The organism is Pseudonocardia sp. Cha107L01 (assembly GCF_052566575.1).
On record NZ_CP199579.1, the window covers coordinates 575,134 to 595,907 of the forward strand.

At 74.0% G+C, this 20,774-nt stretch carries 17 protein-coding genes; 10 read left to right on the top strand and 7 right to left on the bottom strand.

From position 1 onward, the window contains the following. Window positions 1-4 precede the first annotated feature (4 nt). The 4 genes from ACTXG6_RS02700 to ACTXG6_RS02715 are packed head-to-tail and all read left to right on the top strand — an operon-like array spanning window position 5 to window position 5,602. Complete coding sequence (locus tag ACTXG6_RS02700; protein WP_445186174.1) at window positions 5-1,627, top strand: hypothetical protein; 1,623 nt, start codon at window positions 5-7, stop codon at window positions 1,625-1,627. A gap of 24 nt (window positions 1,628-1,651) precedes the next feature. Then, a complete protein-coding gene (locus tag ACTXG6_RS02705; protein WP_445186175.1) occupies window positions 1,652-2,971 on the top strand; it encodes a hypothetical protein in 1,320 nt (439 codons plus the stop codon). 2 nt (window positions 2,972-2,973) lie between these two features. Beyond that, a complete protein-coding gene (locus ACTXG6_RS02710) occupies window positions 2,974-3,573 on the top strand; it encodes a hypothetical protein (protein ID WP_445186176.1) in 600 nt (199 codons plus the stop codon). A gap of 19 nt (window positions 3,574-3,592) precedes the next feature. Next, window positions 3,593-5,602, top strand: coding sequence for a nucleotide-binding protein (locus ACTXG6_RS02715; RefSeq protein WP_445186177.1), 2,010 nt, complete (start codon window positions 3,593-3,595; stop codon window positions 5,600-5,602). Between the two features lie 283 nt (window positions 5,603-5,885). Here the strand turns inward: ACTXG6_RS02715 and ACTXG6_RS02720 are convergent, their stop codons facing one another. Then, complete coding sequence (locus ACTXG6_RS02720) at window positions 5,886-7,127, bottom strand: MFS transporter (protein ID WP_445190328.1); 1,242 nt, start codon at window positions 7,125-7,127, stop codon at window positions 5,886-5,888. Between the two features lie 262 nt (window positions 7,128-7,389). Continuing rightward, entirely contained in the window at window positions 7,390-7,824 is a 435-nt protein-coding gene (locus ACTXG6_RS02725; protein ID WP_445186178.1) for a MarR family winged helix-turn-helix transcriptional regulator, read from the bottom strand. 179 nt (window positions 7,825-8,003) lie between these two features. Here ACTXG6_RS02725 and ACTXG6_RS02730 point away from each other — a divergent pair, with 179 nt between their 5' ends. Next, a complete protein-coding gene (locus tag ACTXG6_RS02730; RefSeq protein ID WP_445186179.1) occupies window positions 8,004-8,255 on the top strand; it encodes a DUF2530 domain-containing protein in 252 nt (83 codons plus the stop codon). Here the strand turns inward: ACTXG6_RS02730 and ACTXG6_RS02735 are convergent. Both ACTXG6_RS02735 and ACTXG6_RS02740 read right to left on the bottom strand, forming a co-directional pair. Continuing rightward, window positions 8,245-11,367 carry a sacsin N-terminal ATP-binding-like domain-containing protein gene (locus ACTXG6_RS02735; RefSeq protein ID WP_445186180.1) on the bottom strand — a complete coding sequence of 1,041 codons (3,123 nt, stop codon included), beginning with the start codon at window positions 11,365-11,367 and terminating at the stop codon, window positions 8,245-8,247. The two genes, ACTXG6_RS02730 and ACTXG6_RS02735, sit on opposite strands and share 11 nt — an antisense overlap. Window positions 11,368-11,374: 7 nt before the next feature. Beyond that, entirely contained in the window at window positions 11,375-12,133 is a 759-nt protein-coding gene (locus tag ACTXG6_RS02740) for a DUF3027 domain-containing protein (RefSeq protein ID WP_445186181.1), read from the bottom strand. A 72-nt stretch (window positions 12,134-12,205) separates the two neighbouring features. Between ACTXG6_RS02740 and ACTXG6_RS02745 the strand changes: the two genes are divergently transcribed. The 3 genes from ACTXG6_RS02745 to ACTXG6_RS02755 all read left to right on the top strand — a co-directional run bounded on the left by ACTXG6_RS02745 (window position 12,206) and on the right by ACTXG6_RS02755 (window position 15,633). Further along, complete coding sequence (locus tag ACTXG6_RS02745) at window positions 12,206-13,051, top strand: glutaminyl-peptide cyclotransferase (RefSeq protein WP_445186182.1); 846 nt, start codon at window positions 12,206-12,208, stop codon at window positions 13,049-13,051. A gap of 282 nt (window positions 13,052-13,333) precedes the next feature. Next, window positions 13,334-15,148 (top strand): MFS transporter, encoded by a 1,815-nt coding sequence (locus ACTXG6_RS02750; RefSeq protein WP_445186183.1) that lies wholly within the window; start codon window positions 13,334-13,336, stop codon window positions 15,146-15,148. Window positions 15,149-15,150: 2 nt separating this feature from the next. Then, window positions 15,151-15,633 carry a DUF2771 family protein gene (locus ACTXG6_RS02755; protein ID WP_445186184.1) on the top strand — a complete coding sequence of 161 codons (483 nt, stop codon included), beginning with the start codon at window positions 15,151-15,153 and terminating at the stop codon, window positions 15,631-15,633. Between the two features lie 48 nt (window positions 15,634-15,681). Here the strand turns inward: ACTXG6_RS02755 and ACTXG6_RS02760 are convergent, their stop codons facing one another. Together ACTXG6_RS02760 and ACTXG6_RS02765 are read right to left on the bottom strand one after the other, a co-directional pair. Then, window positions 15,682-16,959, bottom strand: coding sequence for a sensor histidine kinase (locus ACTXG6_RS02760; RefSeq protein ID WP_445186185.1), 1,278 nt, complete (start codon window positions 16,957-16,959; stop codon window positions 15,682-15,684). Window positions 16,960-16,962: 3 nt separating this feature from the next. Then, entirely contained in the window at window positions 16,963-17,652 is a 690-nt protein-coding gene (locus ACTXG6_RS02765) for a response regulator transcription factor (RefSeq protein WP_445186186.1), read from the bottom strand. Window positions 17,653-18,012: 360 nt separating this feature from the next. Here ACTXG6_RS02765 and ACTXG6_RS02770 point away from each other — a divergent pair, with 360 nt between their 5' ends. Continuing rightward, the gene (locus ACTXG6_RS02770) at window positions 18,013-18,216 is read left to right on the top strand and encodes a hypothetical protein (protein WP_445186187.1); all 204 of its coding nucleotides are present in this window, start codon (window positions 18,013-18,015) and stop codon (window positions 18,214-18,216) included. Window positions 18,217-18,529: 313 nt separating this feature from the next. Here the strand turns inward: ACTXG6_RS02770 and def are convergent, their stop codons facing one another. After that, window positions 18,530-19,147: a peptide deformylase gene (def, locus tag ACTXG6_RS02775; RefSeq protein WP_445186188.1), complete on the bottom strand. Its 618-nt coding sequence runs from the start codon at window positions 19,145-19,147 to the stop codon at window positions 18,530-18,532. A gap of 137 nt (window positions 19,148-19,284) precedes the next feature. Here def and ACTXG6_RS02780 point away from each other — a divergent pair, with 137 nt between their 5' ends. Further along, the gene (locus tag ACTXG6_RS02780) at window positions 19,285-20,766 is read left to right on the top strand and encodes a ketol-acid reductoisomerase (RefSeq protein ID WP_445186189.1); all 1,482 of its coding nucleotides are present in this window, start codon (window positions 19,285-19,287) and stop codon (window positions 20,764-20,766) included. Window positions 20,767-20,774 lie beyond the last annotated feature (8 nt).

Consider the following 20,774-nt stretch of genomic DNA (forward strand, 5'->3'; position numbering starts at 1 on the left):
GGCGATGACCAACTACGACGGACTGTTCGGCCGGCCGGTGCCCAGGGCCTGGGGCTGGCCGGTCGCCGGCGGCGGCCGCGCCCCGCACGTCGAGGGCGGCACCCTCTACGCCGGCACCAGCAGCCAGCTCTGCGGTCTGTTCCCGTTCGCGGTCAGTTCCGGCAGCTCGGTCCGGGGGGTGCCGATCGGCCGGCACCTGCTGACCGCCGAACCGGTCGGGCTGGACCCGGCGGAGTGGCTGCGCCACGGCCTGGTGTCCAACACCGGGGTATGGGTGCAGGGCCAGCCGGGCATCGGCAAGTCGGCGATCATCAAGCGGATGCTCACCGGGCTCGTCGCGTTCGGTGGGATCGCGGTGGTGCCCGGGGACGTCAAGGGCGAGTACACCCCGCTGGTCGAAGCACTGGGTGGCGCCGTCTGGCGGGTCGGCCGGGGGTTGCACGCGCTGAACCCGCTGGACGCCGGCCCGCTGCGGGCGGAGCTGGCGGCGGCAACCGGGTCGGCCCGCGAGCGGCTCGCCGAGACGGTCCGGGTACGCCGGCTGACGCTGCTGGAGGCGCTGGTCTCCATCGTGCGCCGCGGCGAGGTGGACGTCACCGAGCGGCGGCTGCTGGGCGCCGCACTGGACTCCTCGGTGACCGCATGCGCCCGGCAGTCCGCACCGGGCGAGCCGATCGTGCCGGACGTGCTTCGCGCGCTGTCCGAGGGCAGCGAGGAGCTGCGCGGCATCGTGGCCAGCCCCGGTGCCGCCGGGTACCGCCGCGCGGTCCGCGAGCTGGTCAACACGCTCGCACTGCTCTGCGACGGCACCCTGCGCGGCATCTTCGACCGGCCCTCCACGATCACCTCCGACCTGGCCACGCCGGCCGTGTCGCTGGACCTGTCGGCGCTGGACGACGATGACGACGACGCGCTGGCCGCCGGCATGCTGTGCTCCTGGGCCTGGTCGACCGCGGTCGTCGACGGCGCCAAGGGGAACGGCCAGCAGCGTTCGGTGGCCGTGGTGCAGGACGAGCTGTGGCGGGCGCTGCGGGTAGCTCCGGGGCTGGTGGAGCGGTCCGACCGGATCACCCGGCTGAACCGCCACCGCGGCGTCATCTCGTTCCAGGTGACGCACTCGATGGACGACCTGGAGACGCTGGCCACCGCGACGGACCGGGCGAAGGCGCGCGGCATGGTGGCCCGCAACGCCACCCTGGTGCTCGGTGGGATGGCCGAGCAGGAACTGGACCTGTTGCGCCGGATCACCCCGCTGTCCGAGGGCGAGGCGGCCCTGGTCACCTCGTGGGCGGCGTCCCCGACCTGGGTCGGCGGCGCGCTGCACCCCGGCCGCGGCAAGTACCTGATCAAGTCGGGTGAGCGGATCGGGCTGCCGGTCTCGCTGCGGCTGACCCCGGGTGAGCAGGCGCTCTACGACACCGACGGCGCGTTCGCGCCCGGCCGGCGGGCGGCCGGGTCCGGCCCGGTCGACGGCGCGGCGGGCTACGGCTCGATCGGGCAGGTGCTCGGCGCCGCCTCGGCGGTGGGGGCGGTGTCCGGGCTGGTCCCGAACGGCGCGGGCGGACCGAGCGACCCCGGTTCGGCGATACCGACGGGCCGTCCGGCCCATGCGCATTCGGCGCGGTGAACGATGCTCCGGACAGCAGGGTGGATGCGCGGCCTCGGTGCTGTCGCCGTGGCGATGGCCGCCCTGCTGACGTTGCTGATCATGACCGCCGCCGGGGACGACGCCGGGCCCGGGCTCACCGGGGTCGACCCCGCCAAGGTCCCGGAGCTGGCCAAGCAGATGCTGCCGGTGATCGACGACGTGGTGCGCAACCAGTGCCCGGAGCTGCCGCCGGTGTGGGTGGTCGCCGAGGTGATGGCCGAGTCCGGCTGGAACCCGCACGCCTGGAGCAACGACAGCAACGGCGGCGCCGCCGGGCTGTACCAGATCAACCAGCGCAACTGGGTCGTCGCCGGCGGGCAGCAGTGGGCGTCCTCGCCGCCGCCGGCCAGCTCGGACATCTACCAGCCGGAGACCCAGTTGCGGGTCACCATCCCGTGGGTGTGCGCGAACCTGCGCGCCGTCACCGGGCACCTGCGGGCCACCGGCAAGCCGACCTCGCCGTTGGACGCCATGCTGGTCTGCCACATCGCCGGCTGCGGGCGGGTGACCGGCAGCTCCGCCGGCGTCCCGAGACCCGGTGAGGCGGGCTGCGGCGGCGCCTGCGTGAACCTGATCAACCGCTACCTCAACCACATCCACCAGTTCGTGGCCCAGTTCAGCGCCCCGGTGGAACCGCCGCCGCTGCCCCAGCCACCTCCGCCGGCACCGGCACCGGCACCGGCTCCGACTCCGGTCGTGCGGCCGGCTCCGGACGAGGTGCGGGCGCTGGGCGCGGTCCAGGCCCAGGCGGCAGTCGCCGGCGCTGACGCGCGGATCGCACCGGCGTCGGTCGCCGGTCCCGGTGGCCTGGGCGGCGCGGTGACCGTCGGTGGCATCACCACCGCCGCGCTGCCCGCCGCGCCGGCCGCGTTCCTCGGGCCGAGGACCGGCTGCACCCAGCACGACCCGACCACCTCGGGTTGCCTGACCGCCGCCACCCGCTACGGGCTGGCTGCCGAGGCGGCCGCGTTCGGCGACTACCACCAGGGACCGTCGGTCAGCCGGGCCAGCTGCTGGGACGCACACGCCTGGAACCCGAGCAGCGACCACGCCAAGGGCCGCGCCTGCGACCTGTTCCCCGGCGCGGCGGGGAGCTTCGCACAGGGCGCGCCGCTGTCGCAGGGCTGGCGGGTGGCGAACTGGTTCCGGACGAACGCGGCCGCGCTGCACGTCAGCTACCTGATCTGGCAGGGCCGGTACTGGGACCCGAGCACCGGTGACCAGGGCGGCTGGGGCGAGCGCTACGGCGGCGGCGGGGTTTACAACGTGCGGGACGCAACCGGTGGTCACTACGACCACGTACACGTGAGCTTCGCGGAGTGATCATGGGATTGACACGCCTGCCACTGGTCGCCGGAGTGGCCATCGCCGTCCTGCTGGGCGGGATCTGGCTGATGGTCGCCGGCCCCGACCACGACCCGTCGTCGGCCTGGACGCCGGATCAGGGCACGTTCAGCCCCGCCGACCGGGACACGCTGGGCGCCGCGCCGGTGCGCCCCGGCGCGGTGCCGGCCGGCCCGGACCCGGCCGTCGACTTCGCCGACCCGCGCGCGGTGGCCAGTGCCTACGTCGTCGCCGCGTACAGCCTGCGGGGCAGCGACGCCGGCACCACCAACCGCAGGGCCACCCCGTACGCGGCGCCCAGCACACCGCCCAACACGGTCGGGGTACTCGTGCTCGCGCCGCCCCCGGCCGGCCACACCAGCGCCGTCACGGTCACCGACGTGGTCCAGGTCAACGGCGAACCGACCGACACCCGTCGGGGCTACCTGGTGGGTTACCGCACCTCGGAGCGGCCCGCCCCGGCCGGCGCGGCCGCCGCACCCGGGGACCGCACCACCCGATACCTGTTGCTCGTCCGCCAGTTCGACGGGCGCTGGCTGGTTGCCGGTGACACCACCGACGGCCAGGTCGGCGAGCCGTGAGCCGGAAGGAGTTCTGCTCATGACCGAGTCCGAGAACCACCCCGAGGTGACCGACAACGGCGCTGCCGGCGCTGCCCAGGATCGGGGTGACCGCTCCGGCGCCGCCCGGCCGGCCGGCCGCCGCCCGGTGAGCATCCTGCCCTGGGAGGCCGCCGAGCCGAGCTCCGAGCAGTCCAACCGCCCTGGCCGGCCGGCCCGCCGGTCACCGGTACCGCCGAGCGGGCTGCTCTCCGCACCCGCACCGGCCAACCGCACCGAAGCGGACGACCCGTTCGCCGCACTGCCGCCGTGGCTGCCGCCGGTGCGCCGCCCCGCGCCGGGCCGCCCGTTCCGGCCGGGCCGGGGCACCGGGCCGGACCGCGGCGCCGGACCGGGACACCGAGGCGATCCCGGACATCGGAGGGAATCGGGTTACCGGGACGAGCCCGGTTACCGGGGTGAGCCGGGTTACCGGGACGAGCCCGGTTACCGGGACGAGTCGGGACCCGGGCGCTCTGAGCAGACCGGTGCCCATCCGGCGCCGCGGCTGCCGCTCGGTCCGCCGGGCCCGCGCACGCCGTCCGAATCGTGGCTGCCGCCCGGTCAGCCGCCGTCCTTCCCGCAGGCATTGGAGCCACCAGCGAGGCCGTCCGACCGGCGCACACCCTCGACCAACCGAGCGCCCCGGTCCGGGTGGACCTCGCTCGAGCAGCCGTCCCCGTCGGCCGAGCCCGGCGGTGCGGTGCCCCCGGCGGGACGAGCCGCCCTCTCGGCGGCCGTCGGCACCGGGGTCGGCGGGTCCGGACTGTCGGTCGAGCCGGTCATCGGCCGCGAACGGCCGGCCGCGCCCCACCCGGCCGCTCCCGAACCGACCGGTCCGGCGACCGCCGCACCCGCACTCCGGCCACCCGCGGCCCAGCCACCCGCACTCCAGCCACCCGCAACCCAGCTACCCGCGCCGGCCGCGCAGGAACCGGCCCCCGCCCGAGCGCCAGCCACCACCCAGGCTCCGGCCACCACCCAGGCATCGCTCACCACCCAGGCATCGCTCACCACCCAAGCACCGGTCACCAAGGTCCCGGCACTGCCCGAGCTGGAGCCGCGGCGCCGGCTCACCGCCGACGCGATCCGGCACGAGCAGATCGTCTCGCCGGACCAGGAGGTGCCCCGGATCGGCTGGCGGAAGGCGGTGTACTCCGTCACCGGCGGCCGGGTCAACCCGGGTATCGGCGCCGCCGAACGCGAGTGGCTGCAACTGCTCGACCGGGTCCGCCGCCCGATGGCGGGCGCCCGGCAGATCGCGGTCACCTCGATCAAAGGCGGGGTCGGCAAGACCACGGTGGCGGCATGCCTCGGGCTGATGCTGGCCGAGTACCGGGGCGACGGGGTCGTCGCGGTGGACGCCGACCCGGACGCCGGCACCCTCGCCGACCGGCTCAGCGGAGCGGCCTCGGTCACCGTCCGGGACCTGCTAGCCAGCCTGGACAAGATCAAGTCGCTCAGCCAGCTCGGCGAGTTCACCACGCTGGCCGGCCGACTGCGGGTACTCGCCGGTGAGCAGGACCCGGCGATGGGCGAGGCGTTCCGGTGCGAGGAGTACCAGCGGGTGTGCCGAGCGCTGGCGCGGTTCTTCGACATCGTGATCACCGACTCCGGCACCGGCCTGGTGCACTCCACCATGCGGGGAACGCTCGAGCTGGCGGACCGGCTCATCGTGGTCGGTTCGCCGACCGTGGACGGGGCGAGCCGCGCGAGCAAGACGTTGGACTGGCTGCTGGCGCACGGCCACGAGCGGCTCGCCGAGGAAGCCGTGCTGGTGCTGTGCCTGGACCGGGGCAGCAACCGGGTGGACCGCGCCCAGCTCTACCAGCACTTCTCGGAGCGCTGCAAGGACGTGGTCGAGATCCCGGCCGACCCGCACCTGTACTCCGGCGGGCTGATCGACCCGGGGCTGCTGCAGCCGGCCACCCGGGAGGCCTACCTGAGGCTCGCGGCGGTCGTCGCCGACGGGTTCTCGGCGCGGGGCTCCCTGGCGCCGATCGGCGGGTGACACGCGGGCGATATGCCGTGATATGCATCGGGGCCCCGCCCAGTGAGGTTGCCGGACGAGGCCCCGATACGTTCCCGAACTGACGCGCCGCTCCCACCACGAAGCGACGTGTATTAAGTTAGCCTAGCCTTCCTTTCCACGCAAGACCCCGTCGCGGATCAACCCCCGACAGAGGGACACCGGCCGGTGCGGGCGACCGAGACACGGCCTCGGACAGCGCCGAGGTTCCACCGGGATCCGGTCTTCATCATGATCAAATCGGACTGACGTGGAACTCGCCGGTTCAGCCGGCGGTCGAGGTCACACCCGAGCCGGCCAGGGCCCGATCACGGCGGCGCAGCGTCCGCCGCAGCACGAGCACGACGACCACCACCGCGAGCACCGACGCCGCGCCACCCACCACGGTGGGCGCCCGGCCGCCCCATTTCTCGCCGAGCAGCCCGAGCAGCGGCGCGCCCAGCGGCGTACCGCCCAGGAACACGAGCATGTACAGACCCATCACCCGCCCGCGCATCGACGGCTCGATGGACAGCTGCACACTCGAGTTGGCCGCCGTGGTGAACACCAGCGAGGCCAGCCCGGTGGGCACGAGCACCGCGGCGGTGGACACCAGCGTCGGCATCAGCCCGGCCACCGTCTCCAGCACGCCGAAGACCAGCGCCGCGCCCACCACCAGCCGTAGCCGGGGCCGGCCGACCCGCCGCGCCGCGAACGAGGCGCCGATCAGCGAGCCGACCGCGAGCACCGTGGTCAGCATCCCGTAGCTCGCCGCGTCGCCGTGGAACACGTTGCGGGCCAGCAGCGGCAGGGTGAGGTAGAAGTTGATGCCCAGCGTCGACACCACGAACACCAGGGCCAGCACGCCGATCAGCACCGGCCGCCCGGCCACGTAGCGCAGCCCCTCGACCAGCTGACCGCGCGCCCTGGGCACCCGGGGGGACCGGAACAGCTGCTTCGGGTCCATCGCGAGCATGCCGCTGAGCACCGCCACGAAGCTCGCCGCGTTCAGCAGGAACACCCAGCCGGTGCCGATCGCGGTGATCAGTAGACCGGCCACCGAGGGCCCGACGATGCGCGCGGTGTTGAACGTCATCGAGTTCAGCGCGACCGCGTTGCCCACCTGCCCGGGCCCGACCAGCTCGGAGGCGAACGCCTGCCGGGCCGGCACGTCGATCGAGGAGAACACGCCGAGCAACAGGCACAGCAGGTACACGTGCCACAGCTGCGCCAGGTTGCCGACGTCGAGCAGGCCGAGCACCAGCGCGCACAGTCCCATGCCGCTCTGGGTCATCAGCAGCATCCGGCGCTTGTCGTAGCGGTCGGCCAGCACGCCGCCCCACAGCGAGAACAGCAATGTCGGGGTGAACTGCAGTGCACTGGCCACGCCGAGCGCGACCGGGCTGTTGTGCGAGAGGTCGAGCACCAGCCAGTCCTGCGCGATGCGCTGCATCCAGGTACCGACCAGCGAGACCACCTGGCCGCCGGCGTAGAAGCGGTAGTTGCGCACCCGCAGCGAGGCGAACATGCCGGCGCGCTCCGGCACCGGGCGCTCCGGGAGCAACTCCGGCTCGGACAGCTCCAGCTTGGACAACTCCGGCAGGGGCACCGGGGGATCCGTCGCACCGTCCACCGGAGCCCCGGTCGCGGGATCAGCCGCGAGGTTCGCGGGAGGGTCTGACGTCGCCGCGTCGGGCGGCACGGGCGGCGGGCGCTCCGGTGCCGGGGTCGCGGGTACGACCGTGCTGCGGGTGGGCAGGGTTTTCGGGGTCCGCAGCTCAGTCACTTTGTCAGGCGCCCGCCATTCTGTCGATGATCTCGGTAGCCCTGGCCAGGGTTTCCCGTTCCGAGTCGGTGAGCTCGGCCAACCGCTTGTTCAGCCAGCGTTCCTTGGCCGTGACCTCGGCGGCCAACAGCGCGGCACCCGAGGTGCTGAGCTCGATGATGGACTGGCGCCCGTCGGTCGGGTGGTCCCGCCGGGAGACCCAGCCGGCTTCCTCCAGCGCCGCGATCACCCTGGTCATCGATGGCGGCCGGACCCGCTCAGAGGCGGCCAGCTCGCTCGGCGTCATCGACCCGCAGCGGTGCAGCGTGGCCATCGCCGAGATCTGGGTGAGCGACACGATCTCGTCGGTACGTTGCGAGCGGAGCCGACGGTTCAGCCGGACCACCGACAGCCGCAGCTGTCCGGCGAGGTCCGAGCCGGTGTCGTGGACGAGCTCCATGTCCTTAGCTTACCTTACGAAAGCGGCGCATCATGCTCCTGTGCCCACGCTGGGTGACATCCATCGCCTGATCGGCGGAACACTGTCCCACAGGTGGCCGCATCCGGTACGACTGTGGCTCCCCTAACCCGTCCACCGCCGGGATAGCGAGGTCAGCCGGTCGGCGTAGCGTGTGCGATGTGTACGACCCACCGCCACCGCCAGCTCGGCTGGTCGAGACCACCCGGATCGTCGGTGCCATGACCGCGGTGTGGTTCCTGGTGTGGGCAGGGCTGCTGATCGCACACCTGACCGGCGGCCGCCCGCTCGACATCTGGTTCGACACCACGCTGTGCGGCTGGGTCCTCGGCGTGTTGGGTTACTCGGTCTTCCGGTGGCAGCGCTGGGCCGCCCGCACCGGCCGCCGGGGTGCCCAGCGGGTCACGGACTGAGCTCGGACCGGGCCGCGAGCAGCGCGCGCACCGGGTCGCTGGCGTGCCAGCGGTTGTCCTGCCACCACACCGGCACGTCCAGCCGGCGGACCTCCGGGCGGCTGAGCTCGACGGTCAGCCGCTCGTGCAGCCACAGCGAGCCGTCCGGTACCGGCACCCGGAGGACCGCGCAGACCGCCACCACCTCGGGCAGCGCCGCCCAGGCAACCTCCCGGCCGGCCGGGCCACCCGAGCCACCCGGGCCGGCCGAACCGGCGGCCGGCGAGCCTGACGCGCCGCCCGGGTCGACCACGCGCCCGGCCACCACCTCGGAGGCCAGCGGCAGGTCGAGCAGGTCGGCCAGCGCCTCGACACCGTCGACGTCCAGCCGGCCGGCCACCGTCTCCCCCGGGGGCAGCGCCGGCGCCAGCCAGGACCGGTCGAGCAGCACGGCGTGGTCGGCCTCGAGCACCGAGCCGTCCGCCGCGCGCAGCCGCTCCGGCGGATCCAGCTCACCGACCTCGACCCGGTCGGCCAGCACGGCGTCGGCAAGCTCGGCGTAACAGGCCCAGGTCAGCGCGGCGTCCGGGGTGCGCTCGGGGTCGCCGAGGCGGGTGATCAGGTCGGCTGCATCGGCGGTGTCGGCCACCGTGGCGTCACCGCGGACACCGATCACCGCGAGCAGCCCGTCGTCGCCGACCGCGTCTCGCACGGCGGCCGGGACCGTGTCGAACAGCCCGGCCAGCGAGCCGGCGGACGGCAGTCGCCAGTACCGGGCCCGGCGACCGGCCAACCGGGCGTGCCGGGCCAGCCACCACGCGGTGTACCCGCCGGGAGCCCGCAGCGCCGGCCGGTAGTGCGGGTCGGCGGCGAGCACCCGCAGCGCGGCCGGCCAGGCGTCGTCGGCCACCAGGTCCAGGTCCCGGACGGCGACCAGCTGGGACGGCCGCTCCTCGGCGGCGTCCCACCAGAGTTCCTCGTCCGCCAGGTCGTGGTCCGGTTCGGTGGCGTTGTCGTCGACCACCAGCGCGAACGAGTCCAGCACGCCCACCGCGGTGAGCACCCGCCTCGGCCAGCCGTCGGCCAGCTCGGCGGCCAGCACGCCGATCGGGGTGCCCGGCTCCAGCAGTGGCGCGAGCACGGCGTCCGGCAGCATCAGCTCGTCGGCCCGGCACGGCTCGCCGTCGGTGTCCGACAGCGCCAGCCCGGCCAGCCACGGGCGGGCGGCCAGCGTGTCCGGCCCGGTCTCCACCTCGGCGAGCAGCCCGAGCACCAGGCCGACCAGCGCCCGGGTGTCCACACCGTCCTCGGCCTCGGCCACCGACCGGGTCACCGCCTCGGCCACGCTGTCGTGGTCCAGCAGCTCGGCCGGCCCCGCCTCGGCGGTACCCAGCCGGTACAGCAGTGGGTGCACCGCGTCCGGGTGCACGATGCGCAGACCGGGCAGCTGCACCTCGGCCACCGCACCGGCCAGCCCGGCTGTTCCGCTGCCGGGGCCCGCGCCCGCGCCGGCCGTTCCGCCGCCGGACGCTCCGAGGCCGGCGAGCGCCAGCGCGGTGCGCGGGCCGGTGACCGTGCGCCCGTCCACCAGCGGCACCGGCAGCGCGGCCAGCTCGTCGCGGGCCGACGGCAGCCCGTCCACCGCCGGGGCCAGCGCGGCGTACAGCTTCCGCCACCAGGCCGGCGCCCGCCGCACCCCGGCCAGCCGCTCGGCGAGGCCGGCCAGCGACAGCGTGCCCACACCCAGCTCGGTGAGCACCGCGCGGGGCGCACCGGCCACGCTGTCCGCGAGCAGGCCGGGCACCACGTCGGTCAGCAGCGCGGTCAGCGGCCCGGTCAGCGGCCCGGTCAGCACAGACGCCGGCGCCGGCAGGTCGAGCAGCACACCGTCCTTCGGCGCCACGTCCGGGCCGAGCGCCGTCGGCAGCCAGGCGGCGTCGGTGAGGACGGTGCCGACCGCCGCCCGCAGCACCGCGTCCAGGTCGGAACGGGGGAAACCGGGGCGCGGGGCGAGCTCGGTCCGGTCCGCCGGCGCCACCGTGAGTACGAGTTCCCGATAGGCGTCGGCGGCACGCGCCACCACGGCGTCGGTGGCCGGCCCGGTCCGGATCCGCCGCCGGGACGGCTGCATCGGCAGGCTGGCCAGCAGCCGGGCCGGCAGCGCCAGCCGCTCGTCACTCGGGGTCGGCGCGTGCAACACGTCGGAGTCCAGCGGGCGCGGCCGGCCGTCGGCGTCCAGCGGCAGCGCCCAGCACACCGACCAGTCCGCCCGGTCCTCCGCCGCGCGCCCGGCCGACCGGTCGGCGAGCTCGTCCCAGCGACCGCTGCGGCGGACCAGCAGCCACCGGTCCGCACCGGGTTCCAGGGTCACCGTGCCGTCCGGGTGGTCGGTCCTTCGGTGCACCACCGCTGTGCCGCCGGAGCCGATCACGGTGAGCTCCACCAGCCACGGCAGCGCGAGCAGCAGGTCGGCGGCGGCGGACTCGGCGCCGGTGAGCACCTCGCCCGGGTCGGTGCCGGCACCCTCCACCGGCAGCCGCACCTCGGTGCTGTAGCCCTCCGGCGGCGCCGGCTCGGTCGGGGACAGCGGCCAGCACAGCCGCAGCACCGGCGGCCGACCGTCCCTGCGGCGCAGTTCCTCGGCCGCCACCCCGGGCAGGGCGGCGACCTCGGCGGCGGTCCGGGCGGCGGAGAACGACACGCCGCCGCCGGACGAGGCGATCCGCGGCTCGCGGCTCACCCCGAGCACCGCCGCGAAGCCGACCCCGAACCGGCCGACCGACTCCGAGTCGCGCTTGGTGGAGGCCCGCAGCGAGGCCAGCGCGGCCACGCCGGCGGCGTCCAGCGGCGCCCCGGTGTTGGCCACCCACAGCTCGACCGGGCCGCCGCCGGTACCCGGGACCAGCCGCACCAGCAGCCGACCGGGCGCACCGGCGCGCTGTGCCGCGTCGGCGGCGTTCTGCGCCAGTTCGACCAACCAGCGGTCCGCGTAGCCGCCGAGCAGCAGGTCTTCCTCGGCGTTCGCGTCCTCCCGGAACCGGGTCGGCGAGTCGGCCCAGGCGGCAAGCGTGCCGGCCCGCAGCGCGGCGGTGCCGAACGGATCTAGAACCAGCTCGGACCGCTCAGCGTTCACCGGGACACTAACGGGGCTCCAGCTCCACGCCGTCGTCGTAGACCAGCTCGCCGATCGGCGACAGCGGGCCGCCGTCGGACTCGACGTCGGAGTGCGCGCCGCAGCCGTACTCGGCGTGCACCACGGCGCCGTCGGCCGGGGCGTACTCGTTCGCGCAGGCGCCGAAGGCGGCGCGCAACGAGCCGGCGAGCGGCAGGTAGAACCCGCAGGTCCCGCAGGTGCCGGGGGCGGCCTTGGCCATGTCGGCGCGCGGGCCGTGGTCGCCGTCGCGCCAGCGCTCGGTGGCCTCGACCCGGCCTTCGCGGCTGAGCACCTTGGGCCGGCCGAGACCGACCTCGTGCGCCGTCTCCTCCACCGCCGGGTCGTCCGAGTGCAGGTAGCCGGGCACCAGCCGGGCATCGTCCGGGTCGGTCGGCAGCAGGTCGCCGACGCCGAGGTCGCCGGCCCGGACCCGCTCCTGCCAGGGCACCCAGGGCGGGGCGACCAGCGCGTCGGGGCCGGGCAGCAGCACCGTCTCGCTGATCGTGACCCGCTCGTCCGGGCCGCCGACCGCGACGGTCACCCCCCACCGCCAGCCCCGGTAGCCGGGCTGCGCGGCGGCGAAGTAGTAGGTGGCGGAGTGCTCGTCCTCGCCGAGGACCTCCTCGAACCCCAGGATCGCCGCCTCGCCGGCCAGCTCGACGGCCGCCGCACGGGCCTCGTCCACCGAGGCCATCAGCCTGGGGTCGGTCGGTACCGAGGGGGCGGCATCCGTCAGGGCCGGCACAGCTTCCTCCGGGGCTCGGTCGTATTCGGGAGATGCGGAGATCACGGGGTCAATTGTGCCACTCTCGGCGGCATGCCCCCCCTGGTGACCCGTGTGCTGGTCGCCGTACTGCTGCTCGGTGCGCTGACCGGCTGCCTGCCGACCGGCTCCGAAGGGGCCGAGGCGAGCACCGAAGCGAGCACCGAAGCAAGCACCACGGCGATCACCGAGGGCCTGGCAGCCGGGGTACCCCGGCTGCACCCGGAGGTCCTCGGCACGCTGCCGCACAACACCGCCGCGTGGACCGAGGGTCTCGAGATCGACGGCGGAGTGCTGTACGAGAGCACCGGGCTGGCCGGGAAGTCGCGGCTGAGCGAGCTGGACCCGGACACCGGCCGGCTGGAGCGCGCCAGCCCGCTGCCGGCCGACCTCTACGGCGAGGGGGTCACCGTGCTCGGCGACCGGATCTGGCAGCTGACCTGGAAGGACGGCGTGGCGCTCGAGTGGGACCGGGCCACCCTGACGCCGGTCCGCCAGGTGCCGTGGACCGGCGAGGGCTGGGGGCTGTGCCACACCGGGGACGGCCGGGTGATCGCCAGCGACGGCACCGACGTGCTCCGGGTGCGCTCCGGGACCGACCTCGCTCCGCTGGGCACGCTCACCGTGCGGGTCGCCGGACGGCCACTGCCCGGGCTGAACGAGCTCGAGTGCACACCGGGCGCGGTGTGGGCGAACGTCTACCGGACCGACTGGCTGGTCCGGATCGACCCGGTCAGCGGGGCGGTCACCGCGGTGGTGGACGCCGCCGGGCTGCTTCCCGTCGACCAGCGCGGCGGCACCGACGTGCTCAACGGCATCGCCGCGATCCCCGGCACCGACGAGTTCCTGCTCACCGGCAAGCTCTGGCCAACCCTGTTCCGGGTCCGTTTCGTGTCCTGAGGCTTCGTGTCCTGAGGCTTCGTGTCCTGAGGCGCGGGCGGCTCGCCGACATGCGGTTTTCAAGATCAGGTCGACACCAGTCCGGTTCTCCCGAAGGAAAACAAGACTCACGTCGACCTCGGTGCGCGATCGGCACCCCAGCGCACCCCGGGGCGAATCCGACAAGATCACCCGTCTCGGCCCAACGGGTACCCGGCCGGGCTAGTCCTTCGTGGCCGCGCCGGGCGGCGGATGCGGAACAATGGCCAGGTGCGCAAGTCCCGGGATGAAGAACCGCCTCGGGTGGCTCGCGCGGGCTGGTCCTCCGGGGCGCGCCGCCGCAAGATGTGGGTGACGGTCGACGGGGGGCACACCCGGGGGCCACTCCGTGACCCGCTGCGCACCGACGAGCCCGCGCCGGCCGACCGCACCGACGGGCCCGCCTACCCCGGCGACCAGCGGTACTACGCGGACGAACCGCGCTACGCCGGCGAGCCGCACCACAGCGGCGGCTATCCCGACGACGGGCGCTACGCCGACGACCAGCACTACTCCGGCGGCTACACCCGCGACGCCCACTACACCGACGACCCTCCGCACTCCAGCCTCCCCCGGTACAGCGACGCCCCGCGCCACACCGACGCACCCCGGTACGCCGCCGACCCGCACCGCTACGCGAGTGACGACGAGCCGTTCGACTACGAGCAGCATGTCGACGACCCGGAACCGGCGCCGGAGCCCGAGCAGGGCGACACGCCGAGCGCGCACCGGGCCGAGTCGTCCATGCCGCGCAAGCTGACCGTCACCCGGGTGGCCGCCTGGCGCAGCCGGCAGCTCACCGGACAGGGCGTGCGGGCGTTCCAACGGGCCGCCGAGGCCGACGGCGCCGGGCGCTCCGGGCTCACCGCGCTGACCTACGCCACGATGCTCAACTACGCCAACGACGCGGCGATCGCGGTGGCGTTGGCCAACACGCTGTTCTTCTCCGCCGCCACCGCCGAGAGCAAGACCAAGGTGGCGCTCTACCTGCTCATCACGGTCGCCCCGTTCGCGCTGGTGGCACCGGTCATCGGGCCGCTGCTGGACCGGCTGCAGAAGGGCCGGCGGGTGGCACTGGCCGCGTCCTTCGTCGGGCGCGGCGTGCTCGCCCTGGTGATGGCCTTCCACTTCAACGACTGGGGCCTCTACCCGGCGGCGCTGGGTGTGATGGTGCTGTCCAAGTCGTTCACCGTGCTGCGCGCGGCGGTCACCCCGAGGGTGCTGCCGGAGGCCATCACGCTGGTCACCACGAATTCCCGGCTGACCACGTTCGGGCTGGTCGCGGGGGCGGTGTTCGGTGCCGGGGCGGCCGGCTTCGCCAAGCTCACCGGTTCCCAGGGCGCCCTGGTCTACACCGCCGTGCTGTGCGTGCTGGGTGCCTGGCTGTGCCTGCGCATCCCGCGCTGGGTGGAGGACACCGAGGGCGAGGTGCCGGCGTCGATGCGGGGGCGGCCGGCCGGCGCCAAGCGGCAGCCGATGGGCCGCCGGGTCGTGGTGTCGCTGTGGGCGAACTGCGCGATCCGGGTGCTCACCGGGTTCCTGACGCTGTTCATCGCGTTCGTGGTCAAGGCGCAGACCGTCCAGGACCCGTCCCGCCAGCTGGTGCTGCTGGCCATCGTCGGCGCGGCGGCGGGTGTGGGCAGCTTCGTCGGCAACGGGGCCGGGTCCCGGCTGGACTTCGCCCGCTCGGACGCGCTGGTGTTCGGCTGCGTCGGGGTCAGCGTGGCGGGCGCGGTCGCGGTGGCGGTGTTGCCCGGGATACCGGTGGCAGCGGTCTGCGCGCTGCTCGCGTCCACCGCGAGCGCACTGGCCAAGGTGTGCCTGGACGCGGTGATCCAGCGTGACCTGCCGGAACGCTCGCGGGCGTCGGCGTTCGGCCGCTCCGAGACGGTGCTGCAGCTGGCCTGGGTCTTCGGCGGGGCGCTGGGTGTTCTACTTCCACCGGTGTACTGGATCGGTTTCACCTCGATCACCGTGGCGGTGCTGCTGACCGGCGGTCAGGCCGTGCTGGTCAGCCGGGGCAGCTCGCTGCTGCCGTGGATCCGGCACCGCGAGCAGCCGGTGTTGGGAGCGTCCTGACCATGTCTGTCCCCCCGCGCGCCAGCCGGTTGATCGGGTTTGCGCTGGTCGGCGGCGCGCTGCTCACCGGCTGCGGGCAGAGCGGACCGCCCTCGGTGGAGTTCAGCTCGGCCGCCGGCACCGTCTCGACCGGCCCGGCGCAGTACTGCGACCTGGCGGTCACCCAGTGCGCCAACCACCCGGACGCGGTGATCAAACTCGCCGTACCGCCCGGTGCGCCGCTGCGGATCAACGTGCCCACCGACGTGGCGGCCGCCCCGTGGCACGTGGTCTTCTCCTACCGGGTGGCGAACGGCGGCTCCGTGGACGGTCGAAGCCCGGTGTTCCCACCCAAGGAGCGCACCGACTACCAGCTGGTGCTCCCCGACCCGGCCGACCAGCTGCTGACCGCTCAGGTGCAGCAGTTCGGCGGCAACCCCAGCACCGGCCCGGACGGCGAGATGTCGTTCCCGATCCGCGGCAGCTGGGTCCTGGCCACCAGCTGACCCGCCGCGGCGATCAGCCGGCCTTGCGGAGCTGACCCGCCGCGGCGCTCAGCCGGCCTCGCGGAAGGGTGCGCCCAGCCGGAGCTCGACCCGGGCACCGCCCAACGGCGAGCGGTCCATGGTCATGGAGCCGCCGGAGTCCACCGCGATCCGCCGCACGATGTCCAGCCCGAGCCCGGTGGAGCCGGCCCCGGAGCGCCCCCGCCCCAGCTGCGCGGCCGGCGGAAAACCCGGCCCGGCATCGTCCACGATCAGCGACCCGCCGCCGTCCGGTGCCACCGTCACGATCAGCCACATGGGCGTGCCGTTCGGGGTGTGCGCGAAGACGTTGCCGAGCAGTGCGTCCAGGGCGGCCCGCAGGTCGGACCGCGACACCCGCACCGGTACCGGCTCCTCCGGCGCGCCGATGCCGATCACCCGTGCGGTGTCCTCGGCCAGCGCGGACCAGAACCGCACCCGTTCGCTGGCCACCGCGACCAGGTCCGCCTCGGCGGCGCCGGGCTCGCGGCTCCAGCGGACGGTCCGGATCACCTCGTCCACGGCCTGGCTGAGGGCGATGAGGTCGGAGTCCAGGCGGGCGGCGGCCGTTCGGTCGGGCAGCCCGTCGACCCCGAGCCGCAACGCGGTGAGCGGGGTGCGCAGCCGGTGGGTGAGGTCCGCCGAGCGCACCCGCTGGGCTTCCATCAGGTGCTCGACCCGCACCGCGAGCCGGTTCAGCGCGGCGCCGACCCGGTGGATCTCCGGTGGGCCGCCGGGCTGGATCCGGGCGCTCAGGTCACCCTCGGCGATGCGCTCCGCGCCGGCACCCAGCGCGTGCAGCCAGCCGACCTGGCGGCGGACCAGTAGCTCGGCCACCAGCACCCCGCCGAGCAGCAGGGCCAACGCCAGCCCGACGACCAGCAGCCAGCTGCCCAGCGCGGCCCGCTCCCAGCTGGAGTCCGGCATCGCCACCCGGACCACCGAGGACGACCCCCCACCGGGCCCGCGCGCCGGCAACAGCACGTCCACCCGCCCGTCCAGCCCGATCGTGGCCGCACCCCGGCGGGCGGCCGCCAGCACCTTCGGGTCCAGCGGCGCGGGCACGCCGAACACCCGGCCGTCCGGACGGTAGATCGACACCGCCAGCCCGGCGTCCATCGGCTCGGTGGGCAGTGTCCCGGCCGCCACGGTGTCCGCGACCGGCACCAGACCCTGCGCCCGGATGACGGCGTCCAACAGCGCGCGGTGCTGGTAGTCCGCCCTGGTCAGGATGAGCACCGGCGCCATCAACACCAGCAGCGAGACGCCCAGCAGCACCGCGACCACACCGGTCAGCTGGCCACGCACGGCTCACGCCCCTGGCGCGTCCAGCCGCAACCCGACACCCCGGATGGTGTGCAGGTAGCGGGGCGCCTTGCCGCTCTCCCGCAGTTTGCGGCGCAGCCACGACACGTGGACGTCGACCGTCTTGTCCGCCTGGCTGTACGGCGAGCGCCAGACCTCCGCGAGCAGCTCCCGCTTGCTGATCACCTGACCGGCCCGGCTGGCCATGTAGGCCAGCAGGTCGAACTCCTTCGGCGACAGCGGCAGCGGCTGGCCGTCCAACTCGGCGGTGCGCGCGCGCAGGTCGATGGACAGGCCGCCCAGCACCAGGTTCGGCCGGTGCCGCTCCGTTCGGCCGCCCCGGCGCAGCACCGCGCGGACCCGGGCCAGCAGCGTGCCGAACCCGAACGGCTTGACCAGGTAGTCGTCGGCGCCGGCGTCCAGCACCCTGATCATCCTGCTCTCCTCGTCGTGGCAGGTGACCACGATGACCGGGATGTCCGGGACCGCCGCGCGCAGCATGGGGAGCAGCTCGAGCCCGTTCAGATCGGGCAGGGAGAGATCGAGCAGCACCAGGTCCGGGCGGTACCGGATGGCCGCCCGTAGCCCGGCCATCGCGGTGTCGGCGGAGGTGGTGGCATGGTCCGACGCGCCGAGGGCCTGAACCAGCCCCAAGCGGGTGTTGAGGTCATCCTCGATGACCAGAACGTGCGGCACGGCGGGGAACCTAGCCGCGATTGCTATAACACTGGTGGCCCATAGAGTAGACTCTGCCACGCTCCGTGGCGGACCGGGGGAATTTTGCCGGCCCGACTCGTCCGAGCCACGAAAAGGGCTCGCCCAGTAGGGCGTCTTCGCGGCACTTTAGGGCTTCTTTAGCCCGGTGTTATTGATCAACATGCGAGAATCAGGCGACGAACGACGCTCCGCGCGCCCCACACCACCGCGTTCAACCGACGCGCCGTGCCGAGGGCGAAGAGCGCAACCACTGGGAGGTGCGGTGTGCGGTCATTCCCTACGGCGTGCCCTGCCCTGCCAGCCGCGGCACCTCGAGGGCCCGTCGGAGCTCGGGTTCCGATGACTAACCAGGCGGAAGAGTCGACTCAACACCTTGACGGCGTCGCCCACGCGATCGCGGGCAACCCGCGCCTGTGGCGCACCCTGCTGTTCGCGCACACCCCGGACACGAGCGGCGACTGCCACGCCTGCTTCGGGGTCCGGTGGCCCTGCGGCACCCGGACCCTGGCCGAGCGGGCCGAGGAGATCCACGCCGCCAGCTGATCTTGCCCCTGGGGCCGGGGGCCGGGCGCCGCCGCAGGCGCCTGCGCGAGCCCGCCGCCGCAGGCGCGCCCCGCCGCCGCCACCGTCGCCAACGCGCACCACCGTCGCCAACGCGCCCCGCCGCCGCCGGCGCGCCCGCCGCCAATGCGATTGTTACCGAGCTGCACACCAGGCAGGTTCTGGCGGCCCGCGACCGGCCTCCTGTGCAGCTCGGTAACAACAGGCACGCTCAGCTCGGCCCGCGACCGGCCTCCCGTGCAGCTCGACAACAACAGGCACGCGCAGCTCGGTTCCACCGCCGACTCCGCGAGCTCTAGAGCGGGCCGCGGACCCGGCCGGACTTGGTGGGGAAGTCGCGGCCGACCGGGCGCGGGGTGTCCACCGGCACCTCGGGCAGCCAGCTGTGACCCGGGCCGGTCCAGCCGCGCTCGCGCACCAGCTCCCGGGCCGCCTCGGCGTACTCGCCGACCAGCTGCTCCAGGTAGAGGTGCCCGTCCAGATGGCCGGTCTCGTGCTGGAAACAGCGGGCCAGCGTGCCGGTGCCGGCCAGCGCGATCCGGTTGCCGGCCAGGTCGAAGCCGGCGACCTCGGCCGTCGCCGCCCGCCGGGTGGGATAGCTCTCGAACGGGACGGACAGGCAACCCTCCATATCCACCTCCGGGTCGCCGGCCGGCGGGATCTCCGAGGTCGCCAGCTCCGGGTTGACCACCACACCGGCGTGCCAGACGTTGTCCGCATCGGGGCAGTCGAAGACGAAGACCCGCAGGTCGACGCCGATCTGGTTCGCGGCGAGGCCGACGCCGCCGGCCGCGTACATCGTCTCGAACATGTCCTCGGTCAGGTCGCGCAGCGCGCTGTCGAACTCGGTGATCTCGCGGGTCGGGGTGTGCAGTACCGGGTCGCCCGCGATCCGGATGGCATGGATGGTCACTCCGCCGATCCTGCCTTGCGCCGCGGGCGGCGCGGGCACCTGTCAATGACATGTCTACGAACCGGTGGCAGTCTGGGGTGTGACGTCCGGGCCGCGTTGACCGGCCGGCCACCAGTGCTGCCCATCGGAAGGTGCTCATGCCCGCGCAGGACCTGGATTTCCAGACCTCGGTGTTCGACAAGGACTACATCACGCTCGGGGACCGCCGTGAGGCGATCGTGCGCGGCGGTCGGCACCTGTTCGACCGGCTGCCCCGGGCGTTCGACGGGGTCGGTCAGATCGGTGTCATCGGCTGGGGTCCGCAGGGGTCGGCGCAGGCACAGAACCTTCGTGACTCCCTCGACGGCGCGGTCCGGGTCACCGTCGGCCTGCGCGCCGGCTCGCCGTCCTTCGAGGCCGCCCGCGCCGCCGGCTTCAGCGAGGCGGACGGCACCCTCGGTGAGATGTACGAGGTGATCGCCGGTTCCGACCTGGTCATCCTGTTGATCGCGGACGCCGCCCAGGCCGAGCTGCACGAGCAGATCTTCGCCGCGCTGCGCCCCGGTACCACGCTCGGGCTCTCGCACGGCTTCCTGCTGGGGCACCTCACCGACCTCGGCGAGCAGTTCCCGGCCGGCGTCGACGTGATCGCGGTATGCCCGAAGGGCATGGGCAAGTCGGTCCGCGCGCTCTACGTGCAGGGCCGCGAGGTCAACGGCGCCGGCATCAACGCCAGCTTCGCGGTGCAGCAGGACGTCACCGGCCACGCCACCGACCGCGCGCTGGGCTGGGCGGTCGCGCTCGGCGCCCCGTTCACCTTCCAGACCACGCTGCACTCGGAGTACCTGTCCGACCTGTCCGGCGAGCGCGCGATCCTGCTGGCCGGCGTGCACGGCATCGTGGAGAGCCTCTACCGGCGCTTCCGCGACCAGGGTCTGACCGACGAGGACGCCTTCCGGCACTCCGTCGAGTCGGTCACCGGGCCCATCTCCCGGATCATCTCCAAGGACGGCCTCGACGGCGTCTACCACCGCCTGAACGTCACCGACCGGGCCGTGTTCGCCGACGCCTACTCGGCCGCCTACCCGGTCGGCCTGGAGCTGACCCAGGAGATCTACGACGAGGTCGCCTCCGGCAACGAGATCCGCAGCGTGGTGCTGGCCGGCAAACGGCTCGCCCGCTTCCCGATGGGCAAGATCGACCAGGCGGACATGTGGCAGGTGGGCGCGAAGGTCCGCGCGGACCGGGTCGAGGCCGACATCCCGCTCGACCCGTTCACAGCGGGTGTGTTCTGCGGCGTGATGATGGCCCAGGTCGACGCACTGATCGAGCGCGGCCACCCCTACTCCGAGATCGCCAACGAGTCGGTCATCGAAGCCGTCGACTCGCTCAACCCCTACATGCACGCCCGCGGCGTCGCGTACATGGTCGACAACTGCTCCACCACCGCCCGCCTCGGCTCCCGCAAGTGGGCCCCGCGCTTCGACTACCTGCTCACCCAGCGGGCCTACCCGAGCATCGACATCGAGGGGGAGACCCTCGACACCACCCCGTTCGAGGGCTTCGAGAAGCACGTCATCCACCCGGTGCTGCGGGTCTGCGCCGAGCTGCGGCCCTCGGTCGACATCTTCGTGGAGTAGGCCGGTGG

What these genes read in the sequence shown, in the direction of transcription:
- ACTXG6_RS02720 (WP_445190328.1), bottom strand. Translation starts at nt 7,127, where the DNA reads ATGTTCGCCTCGCTGCGGGTGCGCAACTACCGCTTCTACGCCGGCGGC.
- ACTXG6_RS02770 (WP_445186187.1), top strand. Translation starts at nt 18,013, where the DNA reads ATGACTAACCAGGCGGAAGAGTCGACTCAACACCTTGACGGCGTCGCC.
- ACTXG6_RS02745 (WP_445186182.1), top strand. Translation starts at nt 12,206, where the DNA reads ATGCCCCCCCTGGTGACCCGTGTGCTGGTCGCCGTACTGCTGCTCGGT.
- ACTXG6_RS02710 (WP_445186176.1), top strand. Translation starts at nt 2,974, where the DNA reads ATGGGATTGACACGCCTGCCACTGGTCGCCGGAGTGGCCATCGCCGTC.
- ACTXG6_RS02725 (WP_445186178.1), bottom strand. Translation starts at nt 7,824, where the DNA reads ATGGAGCTCGTCCACGACACCGGCTCGGACCTCGCCGGACAGCTGCGG.
- ACTXG6_RS02705 (WP_445186175.1), top strand. Translation starts at nt 1,652, where the DNA reads ATGCGCGGCCTCGGTGCTGTCGCCGTGGCGATGGCCGCCCTGCTGACG.
- ACTXG6_RS02780 (WP_445186189.1), top strand. Translation starts at nt 19,285, where the DNA reads ATGCCCGCGCAGGACCTGGATTTCCAGACCTCGGTGTTCGACAAGGAC.
- ACTXG6_RS02700 (WP_445186174.1), top strand. Translation starts at nt 5, where the DNA reads ATGACCAACTACGACGGACTGTTCGGCCGGCCGGTGCCCAGGGCCTGG.
- ACTXG6_RS02715 (WP_445186177.1), top strand. Translation starts at nt 3,593, where the DNA reads ATGACCGAGTCCGAGAACCACCCCGAGGTGACCGACAACGGCGCTGCC.
- ACTXG6_RS02755 (WP_445186184.1), top strand. Translation starts at nt 15,151, where the DNA reads ATGTCTGTCCCCCCGCGCGCCAGCCGGTTGATCGGGTTTGCGCTGGTC.